The organism is Pseudoalteromonas ulvae UL12 (assembly GCF_014925405.1).
GTDB classification, from domain to species: Bacteria; Pseudomonadota; Gammaproteobacteria; order Enterobacterales; family Alteromonadaceae; genus Pseudoalteromonas; species Pseudoalteromonas ulvae.
Genome location: NZ_AQHJ01000023.1, coordinates 371916 through 394784 on the forward strand (window position 1 = coordinate 371916; position 22869 = coordinate 394784).

19 protein-coding genes are annotated in these 22869 nt (G+C 42.0%); 7 read left to right on the forward strand and 12 right to left on the reverse strand.

Annotated elements, in window-relative coordinates:
* Positions 1–130: 130 nt before the first annotated feature.
* The 3 genes from recJ to xerD form a co-directional block, all read right to left on the reverse strand.
* Positions 131–1858 carry a single-stranded-DNA-specific exonuclease RecJ gene (gene recJ / locus PULV_RS05255; protein ID WP_193331096.1) on the reverse strand — a complete coding sequence of 576 codons (1728 nt, stop codon included), beginning with the start codon at positions 1856–1858 and terminating at the stop codon, positions 131–133.
* Positions 1859–1926: 68 nt separating this feature from the next.
* A complete protein-coding gene (gene dsbC, locus PULV_RS05260) occupies positions 1927–2652 on the reverse strand; it encodes a bifunctional protein-disulfide isomerase/oxidoreductase DsbC (protein WP_193331097.1) in 726 nt (241 codons plus the stop codon).
* A 59-nt stretch (positions 2653–2711) separates the two neighbouring features.
* Positions 2712–3617: a site-specific tyrosine recombinase XerD gene (gene xerD / locus PULV_RS05265; protein ID WP_086742583.1), complete on the reverse strand. Its 906-nt coding sequence runs from the start codon at positions 3615–3617 to the stop codon at positions 2712–2714.
* A gap of 99 nt (positions 3618–3716) precedes the next feature.
* On the opposite strand from xerD, the gene fldB reads away from it, so the two are divergent.
* Positions 3717–4238 (forward strand): flavodoxin FldB, encoded by a 522-nt coding sequence (fldB, locus tag PULV_RS05270; protein ID WP_086742582.1) that lies wholly within the window; start codon positions 3717–3719, stop codon positions 4236–4238.
* Between the two features lies 1 nt (position 4239).
* Here the strand turns inward: fldB and PULV_RS05275 are convergent, their stop codons facing one another.
* The gene (locus tag PULV_RS05275; protein WP_086742581.1) at positions 4240–4935 is read right to left on the reverse strand and encodes a tRNA1(Val) (adenine(37)-N6)-methyltransferase; all 696 of its coding nucleotides are present in this window, start codon (positions 4933–4935) and stop codon (positions 4240–4242) included.
* A 90-nt stretch (positions 4936–5025) separates the two neighbouring features.
* Here PULV_RS05275 and srmB point away from each other — a divergent pair, with 90 nt between their 5' ends.
* Positions 5026–6252, forward strand: coding sequence for an ATP-dependent RNA helicase SrmB (gene srmB / locus PULV_RS05280; protein ID WP_086742580.1), 1227 nt, complete (start codon positions 5026–5028; stop codon positions 6250–6252).
* Between the two features lie 86 nt (positions 6253–6338).
* On the opposite strand, the gene PULV_RS05285 is transcribed toward srmB, so the two are convergent.
* Positions 6339–8429: a S8 family serine peptidase gene (locus PULV_RS05285; protein ID WP_193331098.1), complete on the reverse strand. Its 2091-nt coding sequence runs from the start codon at positions 8427–8429 to the stop codon at positions 6339–6341.
* A 383-nt stretch (positions 8430–8812) separates the two neighbouring features.
* Positions 8813–9589, reverse strand: coding sequence for a peroxide stress protein YaaA (gene yaaA / locus PULV_RS05290; protein WP_193331099.1), 777 nt, complete (start codon positions 9587–9589; stop codon positions 8813–8815).
* Between the two features lie 334 nt (positions 9590–9923).
* Here yaaA and tal point away from each other — a divergent pair, with 334 nt between their 5' ends.
* The 3 genes from tal to PULV_RS05305 all read left to right on the forward strand — a co-directional run bounded on the left by tal (position 9924) and on the right by PULV_RS05305 (position 12886).
* The gene (tal, locus tag PULV_RS05295; protein ID WP_086742577.1) at positions 9924–10874 is read left to right on the forward strand and encodes a transaldolase; all 951 of its coding nucleotides are present in this window, start codon (positions 9924–9926) and stop codon (positions 10872–10874) included.
* A 15-nt stretch (positions 10875–10889) separates the two neighbouring features.
* Positions 10890–12515, forward strand: a complete 1626-nt coding sequence (gene pgi, locus PULV_RS05300) for a glucose-6-phosphate isomerase (protein WP_086742576.1) — start codon at positions 10890–10892, stop codon at positions 12513–12515.
* A gap of 185 nt (positions 12516–12700) precedes the next feature.
* The gene (locus tag PULV_RS05305) at positions 12701–12886 is read left to right on the forward strand and encodes a DUF3545 family protein (RefSeq protein ID WP_086742575.1); all 186 of its coding nucleotides are present in this window, start codon (positions 12701–12703) and stop codon (positions 12884–12886) included.
* A gap of 58 nt (positions 12887–12944) precedes the next feature.
* Here the strand turns inward: PULV_RS05305 and ung are convergent, their stop codons facing one another.
* From ung to PULV_RS05330, 5 genes are all read right to left on the reverse strand, one after another.
* Positions 12945–13601 (reverse strand): uracil-DNA glycosylase, encoded by a 657-nt coding sequence (gene ung / locus PULV_RS05310; RefSeq protein WP_086742574.1) that lies wholly within the window; start codon positions 13599–13601, stop codon positions 12945–12947.
* Positions 13602–13698: 97 nt separating this feature from the next.
* Positions 13699–14982, reverse strand: coding sequence for a threonine synthase (thrC, locus tag PULV_RS05315; protein WP_086742573.1), 1284 nt, complete (start codon positions 14980–14982; stop codon positions 13699–13701).
* Position 14983: 1 nt separating this feature from the next.
* Positions 14984–15922, reverse strand: a complete 939-nt coding sequence (gene thrB, locus PULV_RS05320) for a homoserine kinase (protein ID WP_086742572.1) — start codon at positions 15920–15922, stop codon at positions 14984–14986.
* Positions 15923–15930: 8 nt separating this feature from the next.
* A complete protein-coding gene (thrA, locus tag PULV_RS05325; protein ID WP_193331100.1) occupies positions 15931–18348 on the reverse strand; it encodes a bifunctional aspartate kinase/homoserine dehydrogenase I in 2418 nt (805 codons plus the stop codon).
* Positions 18349–18573: 225 nt separating this feature from the next.
* Positions 18574–18939 carry a response regulator gene (locus PULV_RS05330; RefSeq protein ID WP_193331101.1) on the reverse strand — a complete coding sequence of 122 codons (366 nt, stop codon included), beginning with the start codon at positions 18937–18939 and terminating at the stop codon, positions 18574–18576.
* Between the two features lie 199 nt (positions 18940–19138).
* Between PULV_RS05330 and PULV_RS05335 the strand changes: the two genes are divergently transcribed.
* Together PULV_RS05335 and rdgC are read left to right on the forward strand one after the other, a co-directional pair.
* Positions 19139–20905, forward strand: coding sequence for a sensor histidine kinase (locus tag PULV_RS05335; RefSeq protein WP_193331102.1), 1767 nt, complete (start codon positions 19139–19141; stop codon positions 20903–20905).
* 108 nt (positions 20906–21013) lie between these two features.
* Positions 21014–21928, forward strand: coding sequence for a recombination-associated protein RdgC (gene rdgC / locus PULV_RS05340; RefSeq protein WP_193331103.1), 915 nt, complete (start codon positions 21014–21016; stop codon positions 21926–21928).
* A 62-nt stretch (positions 21929–21990) separates the two neighbouring features.
* Here rdgC and PULV_RS05345 read toward each other — a convergent pair whose 3' ends face one another.
* A complete protein-coding gene (locus PULV_RS05345; RefSeq protein ID WP_086742567.1) occupies positions 21991–22830 on the reverse strand; it encodes an HDOD domain-containing protein in 840 nt (279 codons plus the stop codon).
* Positions 22831–22869 lie beyond the last annotated feature (39 nt).

The following is a 22869-nucleotide window of genomic DNA, read 5'->3' on the forward strand; positions in this document are numbered from 1 at the left end:
GAACGTGAGGGCTTAATACGAATATTTTAAGAATAAATTAGAACCAAATGAACAAGGTGACGATCACGATGCCTTCATCATTTTTAAAGGCATCGCACCACAGCTGATGAAACAACTAAAAATCAGTAAACTAAGCGATCCCCTTTAGCTCCCGAACCAACAATTGTAAACTGAATTTGCCTCTAAATTCGTTGATATCGAGCACAAAAGCCGCTTCAATCTGCTGCACCGCGGCATTGGGCCAACGCTGCAAATCGACATTGAACGCAATAGCATCGAGCAATAAACCACTGCGATGTTTTACAACCAATTTTAAATGCTTCTCACCCACAAGGCGTTGTTGTACCAACGCAAACTGATCGGCAAATACCGGTTCAGGGAATGATTGCCCCCACGGCCCTGAGTTTTTAATCAATTGCGCAAAATCAAGGGTATAACAATCGCTCGGCAGTTCACCATCGGTTAAAATCAGACTTTTCTTGTGCTCTTCACTTAATGTGGCCGTCACTGCATCGCTGTAAAGCTGCTTAAAGCGAGCAAAATCACTGGCGCGAATAGACAATCCCGCCGCCATCGCATGGCCACCAAATTTTAAAATTAACCCTGGGTGCGCCGTACTTATCGCTTCGAGTAAGTCGCGCATATGCAGCCCTTCTATTGAGCGACAAGAGCCTTTTAATTCGTCATTATCACCCAGAGCAAAAATAATCGTGGGTCGGTGGTATTTCTCTTTTAAACGCCCCGCCAAAATACCAATGACGCCTTGATGCCAATCATCTTGATACAAACACACCGCATCGGGTACTTCAGGCTGTGCTTTTAATAGCTTATCGAGGGTAACCTGCGCTTCAACCTGCATACTTTGCTCGATTTCTCGGCGCTCTTGATTCAAGCTATCGAGCTCGCTGGCAATTCGCCGCGCATGATTAATCTCAGGGCTTAGCAAACAAGCGATGCCTAAACTCATGTCATCTAGGCGACCGGCCGCATTTAACCTCGGCGCTAATGAAAAACCAAAGTCGGAAGCCGACAATCGACTTGCTTGTCGCTTTGCAACATCGATTAATGCCGCAATACCGGGGCGTGTTTTACCGGAACGAATTCTAGCTAAACCTTGGTGCACTAAAATGCGGTTATTCGCATCTAATGAGACAACATCCGCCACAGTGCCAAGAGCCACTAAATCAAGTAACTGCGCGACATTTGGCTCAGGTTGTCCTAATTGTGAAAACCACTGTTGTTCACGCAAATACGACCGAAGCGCCACCAGCAAATAAAACGCAACACCGACCCCCGCTAATGATTTTGATGGAAATGCACAACCGTGTTGATTCGGGTTAACAATGGCATCGGCGTTAGGTAATTCTTCCCCTGGCAAGTGATGATCCGTGACAATCACTTGCATGCCGGCCTGTTTTACAATCTCAACCCCAGCTACGCAGGAAATACCATTATCCACAGTGATCAGTAAATCCGCACCTAAAGCCACCACTTGCTCAGCCAATTGCGGGCTTAAGCCGTATCCAAGCTCAAAACGATTGGGGACTAAATAGTCAACATGCTCAAACCCAAACATTTTCAGTCCCGACATCAAGGTCGCAGTACTGGTTGCGCCATCTGCATCAAAATCGCCAACGATTAATATTTTGCTTTGCTTTTTTAAAGCCTCAATCAGTATTTCACTGGCTTGGTCAATCCCTTTGAGCAATTTAAAATTCAGTAAAGAGGCGGCATTATGATTGAGTTCATGATCATTTTTTACGCCCCGTGCGGCATAAATTTGGCGGATAACAGGGTGAATCGCCGCGCTTAAATATGTGTCATCTACTCGTGGACGAGCAACTAATTGTTTTTGCATTTAACATCTCAAACAGAGAAAAAAGTGACAAAAAAAGGCCTTGCGGCCTTTTTAATAATGAACGCTGCTTACTGAACAGCTTCAAGCTGCGCTTTTAGCGCGGCTGCTGGTTGGTAGCCAGGAATTAGCGTGCCATCTTCTAAAATAATCGCCGGAGTACCACTAATACCAAAGCTTTGCCCTAATTGGTAATGCTCTCCAACTGGCGCACTGCAGTTATCTACTTTTGCGACTTTTTCGCCCGCTTTAGCGTCGGTCATGGCTTTTAATTTATCGCTTGCACACCACACATTCATCAAATCGTTATACCCTTCGCTACGCATGCCTCCACGTGGAAAGGCCAAATAACGTACGGTGATCCCTGCATCTAAATAATCTTCTATTTCACGGTGCAATTTGCGGCAATAGCCACAAGTGATATCGGTAAACACGGTAATTTGATGCTTCTCTTCTGGTGCTTTATAAACAATCATCGAATCTGTGTACTCAGCTACGCCACTTTTACGCACACCGCTCAGTGCTTGTTCGGTCAAATTGACACGGTTATCTAAGTCAATTAGCGTGCCTTGAATTAAAAACTGACCCGTTTCATTGGCATACATCACGCCTTTATCAGTGATCAATTCTTTTAATCCTGGGATTGGGCTAGGTTTAATATCTTTTACTGTCAGGCCTAGTGCTTGAAATTTTTCAACAATAGGGTTTACTTCAACCACTGTATCACTGCTCACAACAGCCGGTGCCGCCATAGAACCAAATGATGCAAAAGCCAACGCCACTAATAATTTTTTCATATCAATCTCTTTAAATTAATTCTTCTTAGTAAGACCGTGTTTTGGCCTAAATAATTCCATTATGCACGAGGGTGATGCGCTTGATGGAGTGATTTTAACCTTTCTTTGGCCACATGGGTATAAATTTGCGTGGTCGATAAATCACTGTGTCCAAGCATCATTTGTACAACTCGTAAATCGGCGCCATGGTTTATTAAGTGCGTAGCAAATGCATGACGTAATGTATGAGGTGATAAATCAGACTTCACCTCAGCAATAATTGCATAGTGCTTAATACGATGCCAAAACGTTTGTCGGGTCATGCCAATCCCACGCTTTGACGGAAAGACAAAATCTGTCGCGTGCTTAATAAGCTGCGGCCGTCCTTCTTTGATAAACCGTTCAATCCAATCTTGCGCTTCTTCTCCCATGGGAACTAAACGCTCTTTGTTCCCTTTACCTTTAACAAATACAACCGCTTGGCGCAAATTTATTTGCTCAATTCGTAACCCCACCAGCTCACTGACTCGTAAGCCCGTAGCATAAAGAAGCTCCAACATCGCCTTGTCACGCAAGCCGATTGGATCATCTAAATCTGGCGCTAACAACAAACGCCCCACTTCTTCTTCTGACAACGTTTTTGGCAAACTCTGACCTGCTTTGGGTTGTCCGATATGAGCCATCGGATTGAAGCTCAGTTGTTTTTCTCGAATAAAGTACTGGTAAAAACGTTTCAGAGCACTCACCGTTCGCGCGGTACTGCGCGGCTTAAAGCCATTATCGTGCCGATAAGCTAAGTAGCTTTGAACATCTTGCTGCTCGACCTCAAACAAAGCACGGGGCAAAATAAACTCTGCAAATTTGGTGATATCGGTACGATAAGCCGCTAGCGTATTTTCACTGACTCCTTGTTCTAACCAAATAGCATCTAAAAATTGCTCTAGAAAACCATCAGGATCAGTAAATACTGCTTTTTTGTCACTCAATTAATTTACCTCTTTGCACTGTGGTGAATACCAATTATTCTCATCATGCGTTAGACTGCGCCCCATATCATAACAACCCCAAAAGAAGTGATAAATACCATGAAAATTGGTTTGTTTTATGGCTCAACCACCTGCTACACCGAAATGGCCGCTGAAAAAATGCGCGATATCTTAGGTGCTGAACTATTACAGTTACATAATATTAAAGATGAATCACTAAAAAACGCTGAAGCGTATGATTTTTTGATTTTTGGCATTTCCACTTGGGACTTTGGCGAGTTACAAGAAGATTGGGAGTCAAAGTGGGATGATATTAATGAGGTTAATTTAGCTGGGAAAACCATCGCCTTATTTGGCATGGGCGACCAACAAGGTTATGGCCAATGGTTTCAAGACGCTCTTGGCATGTTACATGACAAAATAGCGCCACAAGGGGTTAATTTCATTGGTTATTGGCCAAACAGCAACGACTACGAATTTGAAAACTCCAAAGCCCTCACGCCAGATGGCAGCCAATTTGTCGGTCTAGCCCTTGACGAAGACAGCCAATACGAGCTTAGCGATGAGCGTATCGCGACTTGGATAGAGCAAGTTTTAGAGCAGTATCAAGCGGCTCTTTAAATTACATTTTTAAATAAAAATCTTTACATAACTTTATGTAATCAAGGTGATAGCCATCACCTTGATGAATAATTAGTTCACTCTCTAAGCATATTTGTTTTAGTTTACTCACTTCTATCAACACTCTTTTGGCGGGTTTTGTCAGTGTGGTTTTCACATAGGTGATGCGGCTTAGATAAAAGCCATATTGAGTGGATAATCTGCTTATTTGGTCCAAGCTCTCGGCGGGTAATACTAATGCTAGTTTAGCATCGTGTGTGCTAAGGCGATTAAACGCATCAAATAACCCTGAAAAGCTTAAACTGTCGGTATGGCGGGCGGTATTTCTTGCTTCATTAGGGCCCCTTAAGCTGCGCTGAAAAAACGGTGGGTTTGAAACAACTAAATCAAATGGCTGCAACGATGTATAGCATTGAATATCCTGCTCGAGCACCTTTATATCTGGCCACGGACTGTTAACAACATTATCACGGGCTTGCATTGCCGCGAGGTTATCAATTTCAATCGCAGTTAATGCGCAGGAGGGCTCTCGTTGTTTGAGCATCAAACTAATTAACCCGCTGCCAGTTCCAATATCGAGCACGCGCTGATTCGGTGAGATTGCCGCCCATGCACCTAGCAAAATCCCATCTGTGCCTACCTTCATTGCAGCACCTGAATGATTGACGTAAAACTGCTTAAATTGAAAACCCGACACCTTAACCTCTTAAATGCTGCACAATACAATTGGTATAACGAACTAAGCCACGTATAATAACAGCTAATTGTCCTTTAATTATGATGTCTTATGCAATTTGCCGACTTGGATCTTGATCAAAAAATTCTAAATGCCGTAGAAAAAGCGGGTTACAAAACCCCTACGAGCATTCAACAGCTAGCCATTCCAGAAGCGATGGCGGGTCGTGATATTCTAGCCTCTGCCCCTACGGGTACAGGTAAAACGGCAGCGTTTTTACTGCCTTCTATCCAATATTTACTTGATTTTCCACGTCGAGATCCTGGCTTTGCCCGCATATTAATTATGACGCCTACCCGCGAACTGGCATATCAAATTCACGAACAATGTGTTTTATTTGCTGCCAATACACACCTTAAAATTGGCGTTGTCACCGGTGGAATTAACTACGGTAGTCATAAAGACATTTTTGAAAAAAACAACGATATTCTGATTGCGACGCCCGGCCGCTTAATGGATTACATGAATAATGAAGAATTTCATGCTGAAAACGTTGAAATTTTGATTTTAGATGAAGCGGATCGCATGCTCGACATGGGCTTTAGAAAAGAAATGATGAAAATCTGTGACGAAGCCACCAATCGTCGCCAGTGTTTCTTATTCTCAGCAACATTAGAGGGCGACAGCGTTGAGCGTTTTGCCGATAACATCCTCAATGATCCAGCCCTGCTTGAAGCTGAAAGTTCGCGTAAAGAGCAAGGTAAAATTTTGCAATGGGTGCATCTTGCTGATTCGCGTGATCATAAGCTTGATTTACTCGAAGCGATTCTAAAAGCCGAAGACATGAGTAAAGCAATCGTGTTTGTAAAAACACGAGAAAAGCTCGAGGAGTTAGTTGGCTTATTAGTGGCACGTGATATAAAAACGGCGTGGTTACGCGGTGAAATGCCACAAGACAAACGTATGGCAGCCATGGCTAATTTCCAAGCGGGCCGTATGAATATTCTCGTTGCAACTGATGTTGCAGCTCGCGGGATTGATGTTGATGATATCAGCCATGTCATCAACTACGACATGCCCCGTACTGCTGATGTGTATGTACATCGAATTGGTCGCACTGGCCGCGCTGGTAAAAAAGGGATCGCTATTTCGTTGGTTGAAGCGCATGATGTTGGCATCTTGAAAAAGATCGAACGTTACACAGAGCAAAAGCTAAAGCGTCGCAATATTAAAGGCCTTGAAGCTATGCACAAAGAAGCCAAGCCACCGGCTAAAAAGCGCAAAGATCCAATCAAAATGAAAGCGAAAAAGAAGCTAAAGAAAAAAGCTAAAAAATAGCACGGTATTGATTGTTCAAACATAAATAAAGGGCTCTGAGAGCCCTTTATTATTCTTACACTAAAGATTGTTTTCAATCGTTAGATTTAGTTACAGCTACCATTGGCTGTCCACACTTTATATTGGCCTGAGTTATCGGCAGGATTGTCGCCTTTAGTCCACCAGTTTGCAGTGTATTTGATATTTTGATAGGCCACTTGATCGCCCGCAACAAACACCGCGCCATTTGTCCATGAAACGACACCGGCACAACCTTGTTGTGATTCACTAACTTGCACTTGTTGAGATTTACTTGCTTGCTTGCCTTCGGCGTCTGCCACAGTCAAAGTCACTAAATACGTGCCAGCTTGGCTATAAGTATGATTTGGTGACGGCTGTGATGAACTAGTCCCATCGCCAAATGTCCAAGCATGGCTGACCACACCTTTATCATCCGTTGAACTATCGCTAAAACTAACCGCTAATTGCTGAGTATTAAAAGTAAAGTTGGCCACTGGCGCTTGATTGGTATCCCCGCCGCCATTACAGTTACCTAAACGTTTCCAGGCATTACTATACACTTCTGGGTTCGCACCTGTAGACCACCACGTTGCTTCAAACTGCTTATCGTTATAAGCCACTTTGTCGCCAACTTTATAAGATGTTGCCGCATTCCATGCTGCTAAGCCATCACAGCCATTATTTGGATCGGTACTAATGGTGACTTGTTGTGAAAACGTTGTTGATTGGTCTGCAGTATCAGTAACCGTCAAGTTAACCGTATATTGGCCATCAAGGGCATAAGTAAAGCTTGGATTTTGCTGTGTGGAGGTTGAATTAGCCGCATCACCAAATTGCCAAGCGTAACTGACAATGCCTTTATCATCTGAAGACTGATTGGTGAACTTCGCTTGATTGCCATTCAATTCGACACTAAACAACGCAACTGGCGCTTTATCTGTCCCACCACCGCTTCCACAGTCATTCGCAAGATAATCCGAAGCCGCTTTCGCTTGCACGATACCATAACCGTAAGACGTATCGCGCCCCGACGTACCTTTATCCTTTGCGGTGGCATTGAGTGCATCACGTACTTGTTGATTGCTACAGCTAACATTGTTACTCCACACTAATGCAGCAACACCTGAAACATGTGGCGTCGCCATCGACGTACCGCTGATACTTTTATAGCCATTGTTGTTCCAAGTCGAATTAACCCCAACACCCGGCGCTGCAATTTCAACTTGATTATTAAACTGTGAGAATGAGGCTTTATTTTCTGAGCTGTCTACCGCAGCAACAGACACAACAGAATCATACGATGCCGGATAACTTAACGAGCTATTTCCATCGTTACCAGCAGCCGCAATATGGAGCATACCTTGTGCATAGCTACTCGCAAATGCTTGGCGCTCAGCATTAGATGAGCCACCGCCCCCTAAACTCATAGAGGTAATATTCGCACCTGCCGCCTGACACTGGCTAATCGCTTTGATTAAATCCGAGCCGTACGCCCAGCGCCCTTGATCATTAAACACTTTAACAATATGCAGCCCTAATTGTCCTGAAGGATTAACCCCGACCACTCCTTGATTGTTTCCACCAATAGCAGCGATTGTGCCTGCAACGTGTGTACCATGGCCATTGCCATCGTTATACCAATTGCCCGTATCATTTGCGCCATAACCATCATCTCCGGTCACACCTGAGCTTGGTAAATCAGGGTGGTTCAGGGTATAACCTGTATCCATGATACACACTTTGCGATTGCCACTCATCGCATCAGACAACAACTTAGCTTGTACCATATTAATACCATAAGGGGTGGTTTCTGCTAATAAATAGCGCTTTGGATCCACTTCAACGCTGGCCACATTTGGGTTATTTTGTAACGCAGCTTTTTGATCGGCATTAAGCACTAAGGCGACACCATTGATAGAAGGTAATTCTTGCACCACATCAGCATGAACAGAAGCTGCTAGCGACTGCACCATATTGTGCTTTATGGTCGCCAGTTGATGATCGGAAGTGCTTTGGTTGAGTGCAAATGTTTGATTTATTTTATATTGAACAATAAAGCGTTCTTTATCAGTTATCTCACTTTGTTGCTCTGCTGCGACACTGTGAAAACCGACTCCCCCAACTAGCGCCATTAATATCGCATTTTTGCGAAATTTAACTGTGTTGTACTTGCTCATTTGTTGCAACTCCAATGTTAATTAATTATGTTTTTTTTAGGTTTTGCGAATAACATTACAAAGTATTCACATACCTAAAAAAGCAACAAAGGACAACGCTGTCAATTTTAAATTTAGACGCTTGAAGTACGATTTCTGAACCACAGGGGCTGTATCGATAATTTTACATGCTCACTGATTAATCAGCGAAGCATCGGCATTGCTAAGGAGTATTTACTCAATAAATGATGGGAATGATTAAGATTGTATCGAATTCGGGACGGTTTTTATAACTAAAAGAAGCGTGCTCATGCTTTTTTAATCTGAGATGAACGGATAGCTTTAACACATCAGCAGAGACAAACAACGCGACGTAATCGTCGCGTTGTTTAGGTCATCTTACTTTATTGTTCTGCACGCAAAAATACCGGCTCGTGCGATTTGGCTGTGTGTTCAGGGCTAAAATAGTACCCTTCACTATTAAATTGCTGTAAAGCATCTAACGAGGTGATTTGACGGTCAATAATAAAACGCGCCATCATGCCGCGCGCTTTTTTGGCATAAAAACTAATCACCTTGTATTGACCATTTTTACAATCTTTAAAAATGGGGGTGATAATCGTGCCTTTGAAGGCCTTTTTATCAACAGCTTTAAAGTACTCATTCGATGCTAAGTTCACCAATAACTCAGTGTTATTTTCAGCTAACACACTATTGAGCTTTTCAGCTAACATCTTGCCCCAAAATTGATACAGATTGCTACCACGTTCATTCGTTAAGCGAGTGCCCATTTCTAAACGATAAGCTTGCATCAGGTCGAGTGGCTTTAACAGGCCGTATAAACCAGACAAAATACGCAAGTGAGACTGAGCATAACTAAGGCTCGCCTCATCCATTGAATGCACATCTAACCCACCATACACATCCCCATTAAATGCAAACATCGCAGGGCGGGCATTGTCTGGTGAAAAAGGCATCGTCCATTGAGTAAAGCGTGCGGCATTTAATCCCGCTAGCTTATCGCTAATTTTCATTAAACTACCCAGCTCAGCGGGTGTTAGCTGACGACATACTTCAATGAGTTGCGCACTTTGATCGAGAAACTCGGGTTGAGAAAACTCAGCCGTCGCCACAGGCGTTTCAAAATCTAAATTTTTCGCAGGAGAAATAACAGTGATCATAATGGCTTATTTACCTAAAGAGTATATGAGCACGATTTCAACATTTATTGAGGCTAAGATCACGCTTTTGTTCAAGATTTATCAAACTTTTTACCAGAGACATCCCACAGCTTACTCCTTGTTTACAGCCCAACCTCCATGTTAAATTGGCTTTTTAACACTGCTTTTTCCTCTAATTTCTATTCACACTGTTATGAAGGATTATTTTGTAAACAGTACGGACATTTGACCTGTGAAAAGGCGTTAATTTAAGTGCAATATAAATCTATTAAGGTATATTCAAAACAGCTTAACATATGATGTTGTTAAGTCTTTTTTGGAATGAGGAACTCCCATGAGCACAGTCTTAGCGGCTTTGAAAGCCCAATCAACTATCGTTGCCGACACCGGTGATATCGAACAAATTAAAAAACACACACCACAAGATGCAACGACTAATCCGTCATTGTTATTAAATGCGAGCAAAATTGCCGCATATCAGCCGTTATTACAACAAGCTTGGGCGTATGCTAAAGCTAATCGTTCAGATGAAGCCAAACAAGTTGAACTAGCCTGTGACTACTTTGCAGTATTAATCGGTAAAGAAATTGCCGACGTCGTCCCAGGTTACATCTCGACCGAAGTTGATGCACGTTTATCTTTCGACACTAACGCGATGATCAATAAAGCAAAAGAGCTATTATCTCTGTATCAAGAGCAAGGTGTTAGCCAAGATAAAGTACTGATCAAAATCGCATCAACGTGGGAAGGTATTAAAGCTGCTGAAGTACTTGAAAAAGACGGCATCAAATGTAATTTAACCTTGTTATTTAGCCAAGCTCAAGCCCGTGCTTGTGCTGATGCAAATGTCTTTTTAATCTCGCCTTTTGTAGGTCGTATTTTAGATTGGCATGTTGCTAATGGAATGGAAAAACCCACCGATCCACTTCAAGATCCAGGTGTACAATCTGTTCGCAGTATTTATGAATTTTACAAAACCCATGGCTACGACACCGTCGTAATGGGAGCAAGCTTCCGTAACACTGGTGAGATTTTAGCGCTAAGCGGTTGCGATAAGTTAACAATTAGCCCTGCACTATTGAGTGAATTAGAGGCGATGACCGATGCACCTAATTATCAACTAGAGCAATTTAGCGTACAATTCGATAAACCAGCGGCCTTAAGTGAAAGCGAATTCCGCTGGCAGCATAATCAAGATGCAATGGCGACGGAAAAATTAGCCGAAGGTATACGTGCCTTTGCAGCCGCGCAGGTTGATCTCGAAAATTGCTTTAAAAAACTATAAACAAAGGATTTAATAATGCCGCAAATCAGCATTGAACAAAGCTTGCACAACAGCTTGTTAAATGCTGCACAAGAAGTGCAAAAGCTCCATTTATTGGAGCTTTTTCAGTTGCAGCCTACTCGTGCAGAAACATACCGCTTAGACGTCTCCCCAATCTATTTAGATTATTCAAAGCAAGCGCTTAACCAACAAGCGATCGAAGGATTAATCGCACTTGCTGAACATAAAAACCTCGCAAGCGCTCGCGATGCGATGTTTCAAGGAGATGCAATTAATCACACTGAACAACGTGCGGTGTTACATACAGCACTTCGCAACAGTGAACGTTTGAATAAGGTAGATGCACACACAGCAGCTGAAATAGAACACACAAAACAGCGCATGCTGAACTTTGTTGACGGCATTATTAACCAATCTTTACTCGGTTTTACCGGCAAAGGGATCACGGATGTAATCAGCATTGGCATCGGTGGATCGTTTTTTGGGCCTAAAATGTTGCAAAGTGCACTGGAAGAGCAACGAGCATCGGCCATTAATGTGCACTATTTGGCGAACATTGATGGGGCACAAATAAAGCACATGCTCAAGGCTTTAAACCCTGAAACGACCCTGATCATTGTCGCATCAAAATCGTGGACCACAGCTGAAACACAACTCAATGCAGATGCTGTCATGACGTGGTTTAAATCACACTTTAGTGATCAACAAGCAATCAAACAACATTGGGTCGCGTTAACAGCTAAACCACAACAAGCGCAGGCTTTTGGGATAAGCTCAGATTATATCTTCCCATTATGGGACTTTGTAGGTGGCCGCTATTCAGTTTGGTCAACCATAGGGCTGCCTTTAGCTTTATCAATTGGTCGTGAAGGGTTTGAATCTTTACTCGCCGGTGCTGCGTCTATGGATAAACATTTTTGTGAAGCCCCTTTAAACGCCAACATGCCTGTGATGCTTGCGCTGATCGGTTACTGGCAACAAGTTTACTTGGGCTATAACAATTTAATGGTTTTACCTTATAGCCATGGATTAAAAGCCCTCCCCGCTTATTTACAACAATTAGATATGGAAAGTAACGGTAAATCGGTCAATGCGCTAGGTGACGAAATTGCCAATTCTGGCCCTATTTTATGGGGAGCCGAGGGCACAAACTGCCAACATTCATTTATGCAGCTGTTACATCAAGGCAAACAAAAAGCTATGGTCGACTTTATTGTGCCAGCTAAAGGTGATCCGCATTATCCTGCTCACCACAATATGATGGTGGCCAACGGTTTAGCGCAAGCACAAGCATTAATGCAAGGAAAAACCACTCAACAAGCATTTGATGAGCTAATCGCATCAGGTGAAGATGAGACTTCAGCAGCTGCACTGGCAAAACACAAAGCCATGCCCGGCAATACCGGATCGAACACCTTGATTATTGATGCGCTATCACCGTTCACATTAGGCGCATTATTGGCGTTATACGAGCACAAAGTCTTTTGCCAAGGCGTGTTATTTGGCATCAATAGTTTCGATCAATGGGGCGTTGAGCTCGGTAAACAACTCGGTAAAACCTTGATGTCCGCAATTGAAACGCAAGACTTAAGTCAACTCGATCCATCCACCCAAGCTTTACTGAAACACATCAATCTTTAACTTCAAATATATCCAATCAGGAACACTGCCCTTGTGTGTTTCTGATTGGTGTTTTTTATTCCTCTGTCAGCGACAAAGTCACCAAACTTTCATGTTTTTGTAACTTTTACGCCATCTATTAGTTTTATTTTTGACCTTGTTGTGATATTTCTATTTGCGGGATTACCAATGAAAAGGAGTGAACCATGGATAATCTAGATGACATCTTAACAATGTTAGAAAATCCAGTGAAACCAGCTAAAAGCTCTGCGAAAAACCAAAAAAGAAAATGGCGAGAGATTGAAGCGTTAAAGGATAAACACCGTTTGCGTAAAGAACTGCAAGACTTGGATTGGTCACACGATATTGGTTTAGAAGAACTAAACTTTTAAATCCTAAAAGGCTCATTTAATCATGAGCCTTTTTCATTTAAATGACCCACACCACAGGTTAAACCTGCCAATCAATTGGATCTTGGCCTTGGGAAATCAGTTGTGCATTAATTTTTGAAAAATGCTGGCAGCCAAAAAAACCACGATACGCAGAAAGAGGCGACGGATGAGGCCCTGCGATGACTGTATGTCGTGCGCGATTTATCTTTTTACCTTTCTTTTGAGCGTGCGCCCCCCAAAGAACAAAAATAATGGGCTCTTTTCGCTCATTGAGCACGTTAATCACAGCATCAGTAAATTGCTCCCAGCCCAAATGCTTGTGGGAGTGAGCAAGACCTTGCTCTACGGTCAAGACAGTGTTGAGCATCAGTACTCCTTGCTGCGCCCACTTTTGTAAATAACCGTGATCGGGGATACGAAAACCAGCAACATCTGTCGCTAACTCTTTATACATATTCACTAATGATGGCGGAGGTTTAATGCCTGGTAAAACCGAAAAACATAAGCCATGCGCTTGGTTTTCACCATGATAGGGATCTTGTCCGAGTAAGACCACGCTGACGCGATCAAATGGCGTACTCTCAAAAGCACTAAATACTTGCTCTTGCGGAGGAAAAACCGTCACACCTTGCGCCCGACGTTCTTCTACATACGCCAATGTTTCGGCTAAATAAGGCAACGCTTGTTGCTCACAAATAAAATCAGACCAATTCATAACAACGCTTGTGTATTTTAAAAATCAAATTATGCCATACCCTGACTTAAAGACATAAAAAAGCCGGCTGTTTAGCCGGCTGAAATTCAATTACAATTTAAGCAAGTTTTACCAGTAACGCCTCACGCAGGACATGGTAATCATTGGCTAAATCTTCGGCGAGACACGTTTTAGCTAATGCATCAGCTAAAGGTTTTGGCATCGCTAGTTCAACATCCAAAATACGTTCAACACTTTCTTTAAATTTTGCGGGATGTGCGGTCGCTAAAAACACTCCCACCCCATCAGTAGCTAAATCACGCGTTAACCCCTCATAGGCAATGGCGGTATGAGGCTCAGCTAAATAACCTTTATTATAAAGTTGCAGCATCACTTCTTCAGTTTTAGCTTCATCGACGGCGTTAGAGTAAAAATTCTCATAGCTAAACCAGTTATTATCAAGCATATGTTGCACACGCGGCCAATTATTTGGTCGACTGACGTCCATCGCATTCGAGAGTGATTCTTTAGTATCTGTAGGTGACCAATCTTTACTAGCCAAAAAGCGTGGAACAGTATCATTTTGATTAGTTGTCGCAGATAATTTAGCAACTGGTAACCCGATCACCGCACCAATCATCGCGGCACACACATTGCCAAAATTACCACTAGGGACAGAAATATGTGCCTTCGCACGTTGCGCTTGTGGTAGCCGAGCCAATGCTTCGAAATAATAACAAACCTGTGCAAGTAAACGGCTGATATTGATTGAATTAGCTGAGTTGAGCCCTAATCGCTGTTTAATTTCATCATCTAAAAATGCCGCTTTGACCATCGCTTGGCAATCATCGAAACTACCATCAACAGCGTAACAATGAATGTTTTCCCCTAACGTAGTAAACAGCTTTTGCTGCGCAAGCGAAATTTTGCCTTTCGGGTATAAAATAACAACATCGATATTGTCTTTTTTATAAAAGGCATGCGCCACTGCTGCGCCTGTGTCACCACTTGTCGCAGTTAAGATTGTCGTTTTGTTGCCTTGACTAAATTCAGCTAAGCACTCAGCCATAAAGCGACCACCAAAATCTTTAAATGCCAAAGTCGGGCCATGAAATAACTCTAAACAATAAATGTTCTTTTCTACTTCAACTAATTCCAAATCAAAATTAAATGCACGCTCAACCAAACCAGACACTTGCTCTGCAGTTAGTTCATCACCAATTAAGTGCTTTAGAATGTGACTACTTCGTGTCACAAAGTCCATCTCTAACAATTCGTCGACATTGGTAAGAGGCGCTAATGAATCCGGAAAAAAGACACCTTGGTTACGACCAAGGCCTGTTTTAACGGCTTGAACGAATGATACTTGCTCTGAACTGTCTTTTAAATTGTGTAATAACATCTTACGCTTCCTTTTCTAATACGCGAGTGCCGAGTGTATCTAATTGGCAAATATGACAAAAACCTTGATCGTTTATATAATTTGCAGCTAACCAGTCTGCACATTGCTGAGCCGTTGTTAAATCAGTGCAGACAGCAAAAAGAGTTGGTCCTGCACCTGAAATACTCATCACTTTAGCACCGAGTTCAGGTAGAGCTTGTTTAGCTTGTGCAAACCCCTCTATCAACCGTGCGCGGTGTGGCTCTGCCACTCGGTCTTCCATAATTGACAGTGCAGCATCAAACTGCTGAGTGTGCAGTAGACTGATAAAAGCAGATAAACGCTGGGCAAACTCGACACTATCGTGCATAGACAGGGACTCTGGTAACACAGCGCGCGCTTTGGCGGTATTAAGCGTAAAACCCGGAAAAGCCACTACGTAATACCATTGCTCACACACAGGCAAAGACAACGATTTATTAGGAATTAAATCACCTGTAAGCTGCAAGCCACCAAGGTAACAAGGAGTGATGTTGTCATAATGACGACCACCACTGACTTTGGCTTCAAAATCAGCCATTAATTCAATTAACTCAACTTGGCTTAGTTGTGTATCTGCAAATTTATCAAGCGCCGCAAACGTGGCCACAACTGAACAAGCACTAGATCCCAGCCCTGAGCCTATCGGCAAGTTCTTTTTAAGCTCTAGCCGAACAGCTGCCATATTTGGTGCCACATGCTCACGAAAGTGAACTAAGCATTGATAGGCTAAGTTCTCGAGCGGATCAGCAGGGAGTTTGTGAGCATATTCTCCCGAGCAAATAAACTCATCTTGAGTCGCACTTTGTACTGCAACCACATCTCCCAATAACTGTCCGTCAATGGGCGCTAATGCCGCACCTAACGCATCAAATCCGACTGCAAAGTTTCCCACAGAAGCAGGTGCATAAACTTCAAACATAACCCCTCCTAACGTGATACGATTTTTAAGATGTCAGAAAAAACACCTGCAGCCGTGACTTGAGAGCCAGCGCCGTAGCCTCTGATCACAAATGGACGAGGTTGATAATATTGACTTAATATCGCCAATGCATTCTCGCCATCGCGGATATCATTAAGCGCATGCTCAGCCCCAACGGCTTCGATGCCCACTTTGCAGTGACCATTAACAATACTGCCCACATACCGTAGCACTTTGCCTTCATCACGAGCTTCATTTACTCGTTGACCAAATGCTTCATCTAATGAAGGAAGTTGCGCCATAAACTCATCGATTGATGCGCCTTCGGCAAATCCTTGCGGTAAAACTGATTCAACCTCAATATTAGAAAGTTCAAGTTTAAGCCCAGACTCACGTGCAATAATTAATAACTTACGAGCGACATCGGTACCCGATAAATCATCCCGAGGATCAGGCTCTGTAAAACCGTTTTTCTTCGCTTGTAACGTCGCCTCAGATAAGCTGAGGCCATCTTCTAATGCACCAAATATGTAAGATAATGAGCCAGATAAAACACCATTAAAGCTCAGTAGCTCATCACCGGCACTAAACAATAACTTTAAGTTATCAAGGACAGGCAAGCCTGCGCCCACATTCGTTTCATAAAGAAACTTGCGATTATTTTTAAGGCTTGTATCCATCAACTGCTGATAATACGCTTGTGAAGCTGTATTGGCTTTTTTATTCGCCGCGACCACATGAAAGCCCGCAGCCAAGAAAGACACATACTGATCAGCCAACTCACTAGATGAACTACAATCAACAATGACTGGGTTAATAAGATGATTCGCTTTGACAAATTTTTCTACCGTCGCTAACTCAAAGCTTTGTTGTGATTCTGCTAATGCGCCAGACCAGTTATTTAAATCAATCCCGTTTTCGTCGAGTAATAACTGACGAGAGTTTGCTACTCCATACAGGTTCAGTTTGATATTGCGTTTTTCTAACCATTGTTGCTGTTTTTCAAGCTGCTTGATTAGCTCCGCTCCCACTAAACCACAGCCAAGCAAGAACACATCAATAGATGGAATATGAGTAAAGAAATTTTCATGGCATACTTTTACGGCATCGTTACACAGGCTGCCGTCAATAACAGCCGAAATAGAACTCTCGGTAGAGTCTTGCGCAATTGCGACGATATTAACTTGTGCTTGAGCAAGTGAAGCAAAGAACTTTGCCGCCAAACCTCGATGGGCTTTCATGTTATCGCCCACCAATGTCACAATAGCTAAATCTCGTTTCACTTGGACTGGCTCAATTAATCCTGCTTGGTATTCCAACTCAAATGCATTTTGTAATGCATCAAGCGCGAGCTCTAAATCTGCTTGGTGAACACAAAAACTGATACTAAATTCACATGAGGATTGAGTAATTAAAACAATAGACACGTTATCTTGCGCAAGCGCGGAAAAAACCCGAGCAGCCATGCCTACTTTGCCTTTCATTCCTGGACCTGAGACGGTCAGCATCGCTAAATCTTGTAAACTAGATAACGCTTTGACTGGCTCATCAGCTTGAGATACATCACTAATGAGTGAACCTGGAGCGTCGGGATTGTGAGTATTTTTAATCTCGCACGGCACACCCGCTTTGGCGCAAGGTAAAATCGTTTTAGGGTGTAAAACTTTAGCACCAAAGTAAGAAAGTTCCATGGCTTCCTTATATGACAAACTATCTATCTTGGTCGCTTTTGTTATGTAACGAGGATCGGCGCTGTACACACCATCCACATCCGTCCAAATTTGGCACACTTGCGCTTTTACACAGGCCGCTGCAATTGCAGCAGAATAATCAGAACCATTACGTCCAAGAGTAGTTAATTCACCTGCTTCATTACTCGCTGTAAAACCAGGCATGATATAAATGTGGCTAGGTAATTTAGCCATCTCCTCAGCAAAACGCTCTGTGCTTAACGAGACACTAGCCTCCGCATCTAGATAACCGCCACGAGATACAACACAAGCAGTAGCTTCTAGATAAGTCGGGTTGAATTCACCTAACAAAGCTTGCATCAACGAGACACTAATGCGCTCACCAAAACTAATTACATAAGCACGGATCGGGTCAGGGCATACACCTAACAATGATACTCCAGATAAATTTTGCTCTAACTTTTTAAAGTCAGGCCAATTTTTTATCTCACCATACGCGGCTTCAACTTGTTGTTTTAGTTCAAGGCTTCTGGAAACAAACGCCATCCACTGGGATTGATAATCATCCCCTTTTTGTGCTCGTTCAGCTAAATCAACCAATGTATCTGTCATCCCACCAGGTGCTGATAATACCAACAATGCAGGCACAGATGCTGAGCGTGTTACTAAGTGTGCAACCTGTTGTAAACATTCAAAATTAGCGAGGGATGACCCTCCAAACTTCATGACTTTCATAAAATATCCTCATTCCCCAGAAACGAAAAAAGGCCTGTGCTCGTTGTGAGCACAGGCCTTTTAAATTTGCGTACAGACCTATGCCACTATCCTGTTAGGATGGTGGTTGTAATAATAATGGTAAGTACTGAATTAATTTTTTTCATGCCAATAGACTGCCCTAACTTGGCACTTTGTGTCAATCACAAAAAGGGAATAATTTATTTCTTTCTACACTAAAGGATACTATTTAATGCCAAATTTATGCAAAGTTTCGTGAAATTGAGCAGGAGATACTGGTTTTTCTAAAAAAGTGAGCGCGTCAAGAGACATCACTCTTTGCTTCATTTCAGGTTGAATATCAGCCGAAATAACCACAACAAAGCATTCCATTTTATGTTCTCTGATATACTCTAGCACACCGATGCCATCGAGCTCAGGCATCGTTAAATCAAGGCACAACAACCCAACTTCTTGTTGTGCTAAGATTGCAAGCGCTTCTTTACCATTGGTAGCTTGATGAATTTCAAAATCCTCATAAGCTTTAAGGCAACGAACAACCTGCTTTCGAGCTACCATGGAATCATCACATACTAAAATAGGAAACGACATAACTGTTTTTAATAGACTTAAAGAGCAACAGTTATAACATAGTCACTACAGAAAAAAACCGTTTTGAGGTATTTGATTGTAAATACAAAATAAAGTGGGATTTATCTATTAATTTATTTATTTTTTTTAATATATTAGCTAAGTTTAAAAAGCATTTAAATATCGCAAATAAACGTATTAATGGAGTATTGGTTAACCAATGTTACAAAAAAGTCTCTCGAAAAGATTATTAACAAGCGTGCTGTCTGTCTATTTCTTATTAACGTTTATTGTGACATGCGGACAAGTGATTGCAGAGTTTTACAATGCAAAAGACTATATTCGTAACGAGCTAACAACTTTACAAAAAACGTTCTCAGGCAGTTTGACTCGTGCAATTTGGGAGTTAAACACCCAACAAACCGTCACTATTGCTGAAGGCCTGTTAGCGATCCCTATGATTGAGGGCATCATAGTACGTGATGATGCTGGAGAAATTATTTCTCAACTAGGTCGTTCGCTCGATATTCGTGAACTTTATAGTGAGCAACTCGTGCAAGAAGCTTCAATTATTGATGAAACCACCTCATCTGGTCTGTTTGGTTATACGTTTCCGTTGATTTTCGAATTTTCAGGGCGCGCAACCCAAGTCGGTGACGTGACTCTGTTTTCTAGTCGCGAAGTCGTACTTGATCGCATTATGATTTCTATCTATTTTTTGATAGGCAATGCGATGATTAAAACGACATTTTTGATTATCTTGTTCTTACTGTCCTTTAGAAAACTACTCACTGAGCCTCTCACCGATCTCACCAATCAAATTGAAGAGCTTGAACTCGATAATCTCGATGGCGCTCGATTAGAAATCCAAACCACCGAGCATAATGAACTAAAAGTGATGGAAGAGTCGTTCAATAATCTGATTGATAAAGTCAGTGATTATAAAAAACAGCTTGAATCAACTCAAAAACAACTCCTGCAAAGCAACGAAAAACTCGATCAACAAAACTTATTACTTGAACAAGAGGTTGCTCGTAAAACATCAAACCTAAGCCAAGCCATGATGGATTTACAACAGCAAAAGTATGAGCTCGAAAAGCAAAAATTGACCTTAACTGAAGAAGTCGAAAGACGAAAGCACACTGAGGTTGAACTTATTACCAAACAAAATGATCTCCAACGCTACCTAGATGAGCTAAATTTGGCGCAAGAGCGTTTAGTGGGTTCTGAGAAAATGGCCGCTTTAGGTGGCCTAGTCGCCGGTATTACACATGATATCAACACGCCTGTTGGAATTGGTGTGACTGCCACCTCGTTTTTGGAGGAGCGTCTCGCTCAAGTTGAACAAGCCTACGAGAATAAGACCTTATCACCAAAAGCACTTGAAGAATTTATTAACGATGCAAAGCAAAGTACCAGCCTTCTAACCACTAACTTGCAAAGAGCTTCTGAGTTGGTCGCAAGCTTTAAACAAATTGCAGTCGATCAGGCCAGTGAAGCCGTTCGGACGATCAATTTAAAAGACTATTTGGGTGAAATAATCCGTTCATTACACCCAAAACTCAAAAAAACTGCACATAAAATCAACCTTGATTGCCCTAATGATTTGATTCTCAACACCCCTGCAGGGGCCGTTAGTCAAATTTTTACCAACTTGATAATGAATTCGATCATTCATGGATTTGAAGGCATTAATGAAGGCACCATTAATATTAAAATTACCCAAACCAAAGATATGGTTGATATTATCTTTGAAGACAACGGCAAAGGCGTTGAGCAATCACAACTCGATAAACTCTTTGACCCTTTCTTTACGACTAAGCGAGAGCAAGGTGGCAGTGGCTTAGGTACTCACATCAGTTTCAATTTAGTAAAACAAACCCTAGGTGGAGATATCGAAGCCACCAGCAAACTTGGCGAGGGATTGACTTACCATATCAGCTTCCCAAAAGACATGCCGACTCCAATGGCTATGTTAGCTGAATAACTTACCACAGTAATAACTCAATAATAATGGCGCTCACTGCGCCATTATTATTTATGCCACTGTTTAAAATTGCTATTATCAAGCCACACCAACAGTAGGATAAATAGTATGTGGTTTAGCAACCTTATTTGTTACAAATTTAAGCAAGATATCAGTTACGCCCAAGACGGTTTTGAAAAAGCACTCGAACAAGATACCTTTCGTCCTTGCGGCAGCCAAGATTTAAGCACGTTTGGCTGGACTAAAGCGCTAGGCAAACACGGACATTCTTTAAGTCATTTCTCACAAAATGCGATTTTAGTCTGTGCTAAACGCGAAGAAAAGGTGTTACCTGCTGCGGTCATTAACGACTTATTAGCCGAAAAAATTGAACACATTGAAATAGAAGAAAATCGCCCGGTTAAGAAAAAAGAAAAAGATGAACTAAAAGAAAATCTCCTTCATAGCCTATTACCTCAAGCCTTTAAAAAATCAAGTCTGCAATTTGCCTTTATCGACTTAGAAAAAGGCTGGCTTGTCGTCAATAGTGGTAGTTTCAATAAAGCAGAAGAACTCCTGGCATTACTAAGAAAGTCTCTGGGTACACTGCCTGTTGTACCTGCATTTGTAAATTTTGATTTAGGGCTGTTTTTGACCAATTGGTTAACTGAATTCAATCCACCTGAAGGATTTGCAATTGGCCAAGATGCTGAGTTAGTCGAAGCCGATGAAAATGGCGGACAAGTTAAGTTAAAGCAACATGACTTAGCCTCGGATGAAGTTAAAAATCACCTTGAAAACGGTAAAGTTGTGACAAAACTCGCATTTGATTGGCGTGAACGCGTCAAATTTATGCTGCAAGACGATGGCTCAATCAAGCGCCTGAACTACTCAGAAACACTCAAAGAAGAAAACGCTGATATTCCTAAAGAAGATATGGCAGTTAAACTGGATGCTGATTTCATCTTAGCCAGTGAAGAGATTAAGTTGCTACTTGAAGAGTTAGTCAGCAGTCTTGGTGATCCTGAAGATATGCTAGCGTAAGCTCTTAATGTAAAAAGCCAATTAATCTGAGTTAATTGGCTTTTATTTAATCGAGTTTAATATTATGCAAATATTGCTTTTACATCTTCAAGCAACGTTAAATATTCTTCATCTTGCAGTACTGTCAGACATGGAATAATCCCTTTCTCAACATAAACCTGCAAAGCGGCTTCTTTATCCGAAACTTGTAATAATCCCTGTTCGATCGCACCTATGCGAATAAAATCAACATAACAAGGTTTTTCTGGACGGTAATTTGGGTTTGACCAGCTCTCAGCAACTTCCACGAACTCTTCAGTGAACCCCCAAGCTCGCATGATTGATCCCCCTATTTTCCCACCTAACTTTTGAATTGAATGTGCCAAAAAGCTCGGATTGCCAAACACCTCTTCATGACGCTCGGCTTCAGTCAAAATAGGTAACACACCAATGTTATAAACCAAAGCTGCTAATGTGATGGTATCAATATTAAGGGAAGTACGTTTATTTTCTTTAAGATACATCTGCAGTAAGGTAATCGCACTTGCAGCCACGGTTAAAGTACGTTGCCATGCTTTATCCATATACCCTTTTACAGTTTCATTTTTTGATACGAATAATTGTTCCATCGCCATCGCGGTTGCGATATTTTTGATTTGTCTTAACCCAATTCGTGTGACGGCTTGATTAAGTGTTGACACTTTTATCGTGCGACCTAAAAAAGCACTGTTAGCAATCTTAATCATCCGTGCTGCTAAAGCAGGATCATGCTGGATAACATCAGCCATCTCCATCAGGTTCACGTCAGGATCATCAGCAGCTTTACGAACTCTCACTGCAATCTCAGGCAAAGTTGGTAACACTAAGGTATCGTTGTTTATTTTTTCTATTAAGATGGTAAGTAGAGCATTTTCTGTTGACATAAAATCCTGTTCCTTATTGCAAAATCCCCAATAAACAAG

What these genes read in the sequence shown, in the direction of transcription:
- fldB (WP_086742582.1), top strand. Translation starts at nt 3,717, where the DNA reads ATGAAAATTGGTTTGTTTTATGGCTCAACCACCTGCTACACCGAAATG.
- rdgC (WP_193331103.1), top strand. Translation starts at nt 21,014, where the DNA reads ATGTGGTTTAGCAACCTTATTTGTTACAAATTTAAGCAAGATATCAGT.
- PULV_RS05285 (WP_193331098.1), bottom strand. Translation starts at nt 8,429, where the DNA reads ATGAGCAAGTACAACACAGTTAAATTTCGCAAAAATGCGATATTAATG.
- tal (WP_086742577.1), top strand. Translation starts at nt 9,924, where the DNA reads ATGAGCACAGTCTTAGCGGCTTTGAAAGCCCAATCAACTATCGTTGCC.
- pgi (WP_086742576.1), top strand. Translation starts at nt 10,890, where the DNA reads ATGCCGCAAATCAGCATTGAACAAAGCTTGCACAACAGCTTGTTAAAT.
- yaaA (WP_193331099.1), bottom strand. Translation starts at nt 9,589, where the DNA reads ATGATCACTGTTATTTCTCCTGCGAAAAATTTAGATTTTGAAACGCCT.
- ung (WP_086742574.1), bottom strand. Translation starts at nt 13,601, where the DNA reads ATGAATTGGTCTGATTTTATTTGTGAGCAACAAGCGTTGCCTTATTTA.
- PULV_RS05305 (WP_086742575.1), top strand. Translation starts at nt 12,701, where the DNA reads ATGGATAATCTAGATGACATCTTAACAATGTTAGAAAATCCAGTGAAA.
- PULV_RS05330 (WP_193331101.1), bottom strand. Translation starts at nt 18,939, where the DNA reads ATGTCGTTTCCTATTTTAGTATGTGATGATTCCATGGTAGCTCGAAAG.
- thrA (WP_193331100.1), bottom strand. Translation starts at nt 18,348, where the DNA reads ATGAAAGTCATGAAGTTTGGAGGGTCATCCCTCGCTAATTTTGAATGT.
- PULV_RS05345 (WP_086742567.1), bottom strand. Translation starts at nt 22,830, where the DNA reads ATGTCAACAGAAAATGCTCTACTTACCATCTTAATAGAAAAAATAAAC.
- recJ (WP_193331096.1), bottom strand. Translation starts at nt 1,858, where the DNA reads ATGCAAAAACAATTAGTTGCTCGTCCACGAGTAGATGACACATATTTA.
- PULV_RS05335 (WP_193331102.1), top strand. Translation starts at nt 19,139, where the DNA reads ATGTTACAAAAAAGTCTCTCGAAAAGATTATTAACAAGCGTGCTGTCT.
- thrB (WP_086742572.1), bottom strand. Translation starts at nt 15,922, where the DNA reads ATGTTTGAAGTTTATGCACCTGCTTCTGTGGGAAACTTTGCAGTCGGA.
- dsbC (WP_193331097.1), bottom strand. Translation starts at nt 2,652, where the DNA reads ATGAAAAAATTATTAGTGGCGTTGGCTTTTGCATCATTTGGTTCTATG.
- thrC (WP_086742573.1), bottom strand. Translation starts at nt 14,982, where the DNA reads ATGTTATTACACAATTTAAAAGACAGTTCAGAGCAAGTATCATTCGTT.
- srmB (WP_086742580.1), top strand. Translation starts at nt 5,026, where the DNA reads ATGCAATTTGCCGACTTGGATCTTGATCAAAAAATTCTAAATGCCGTA.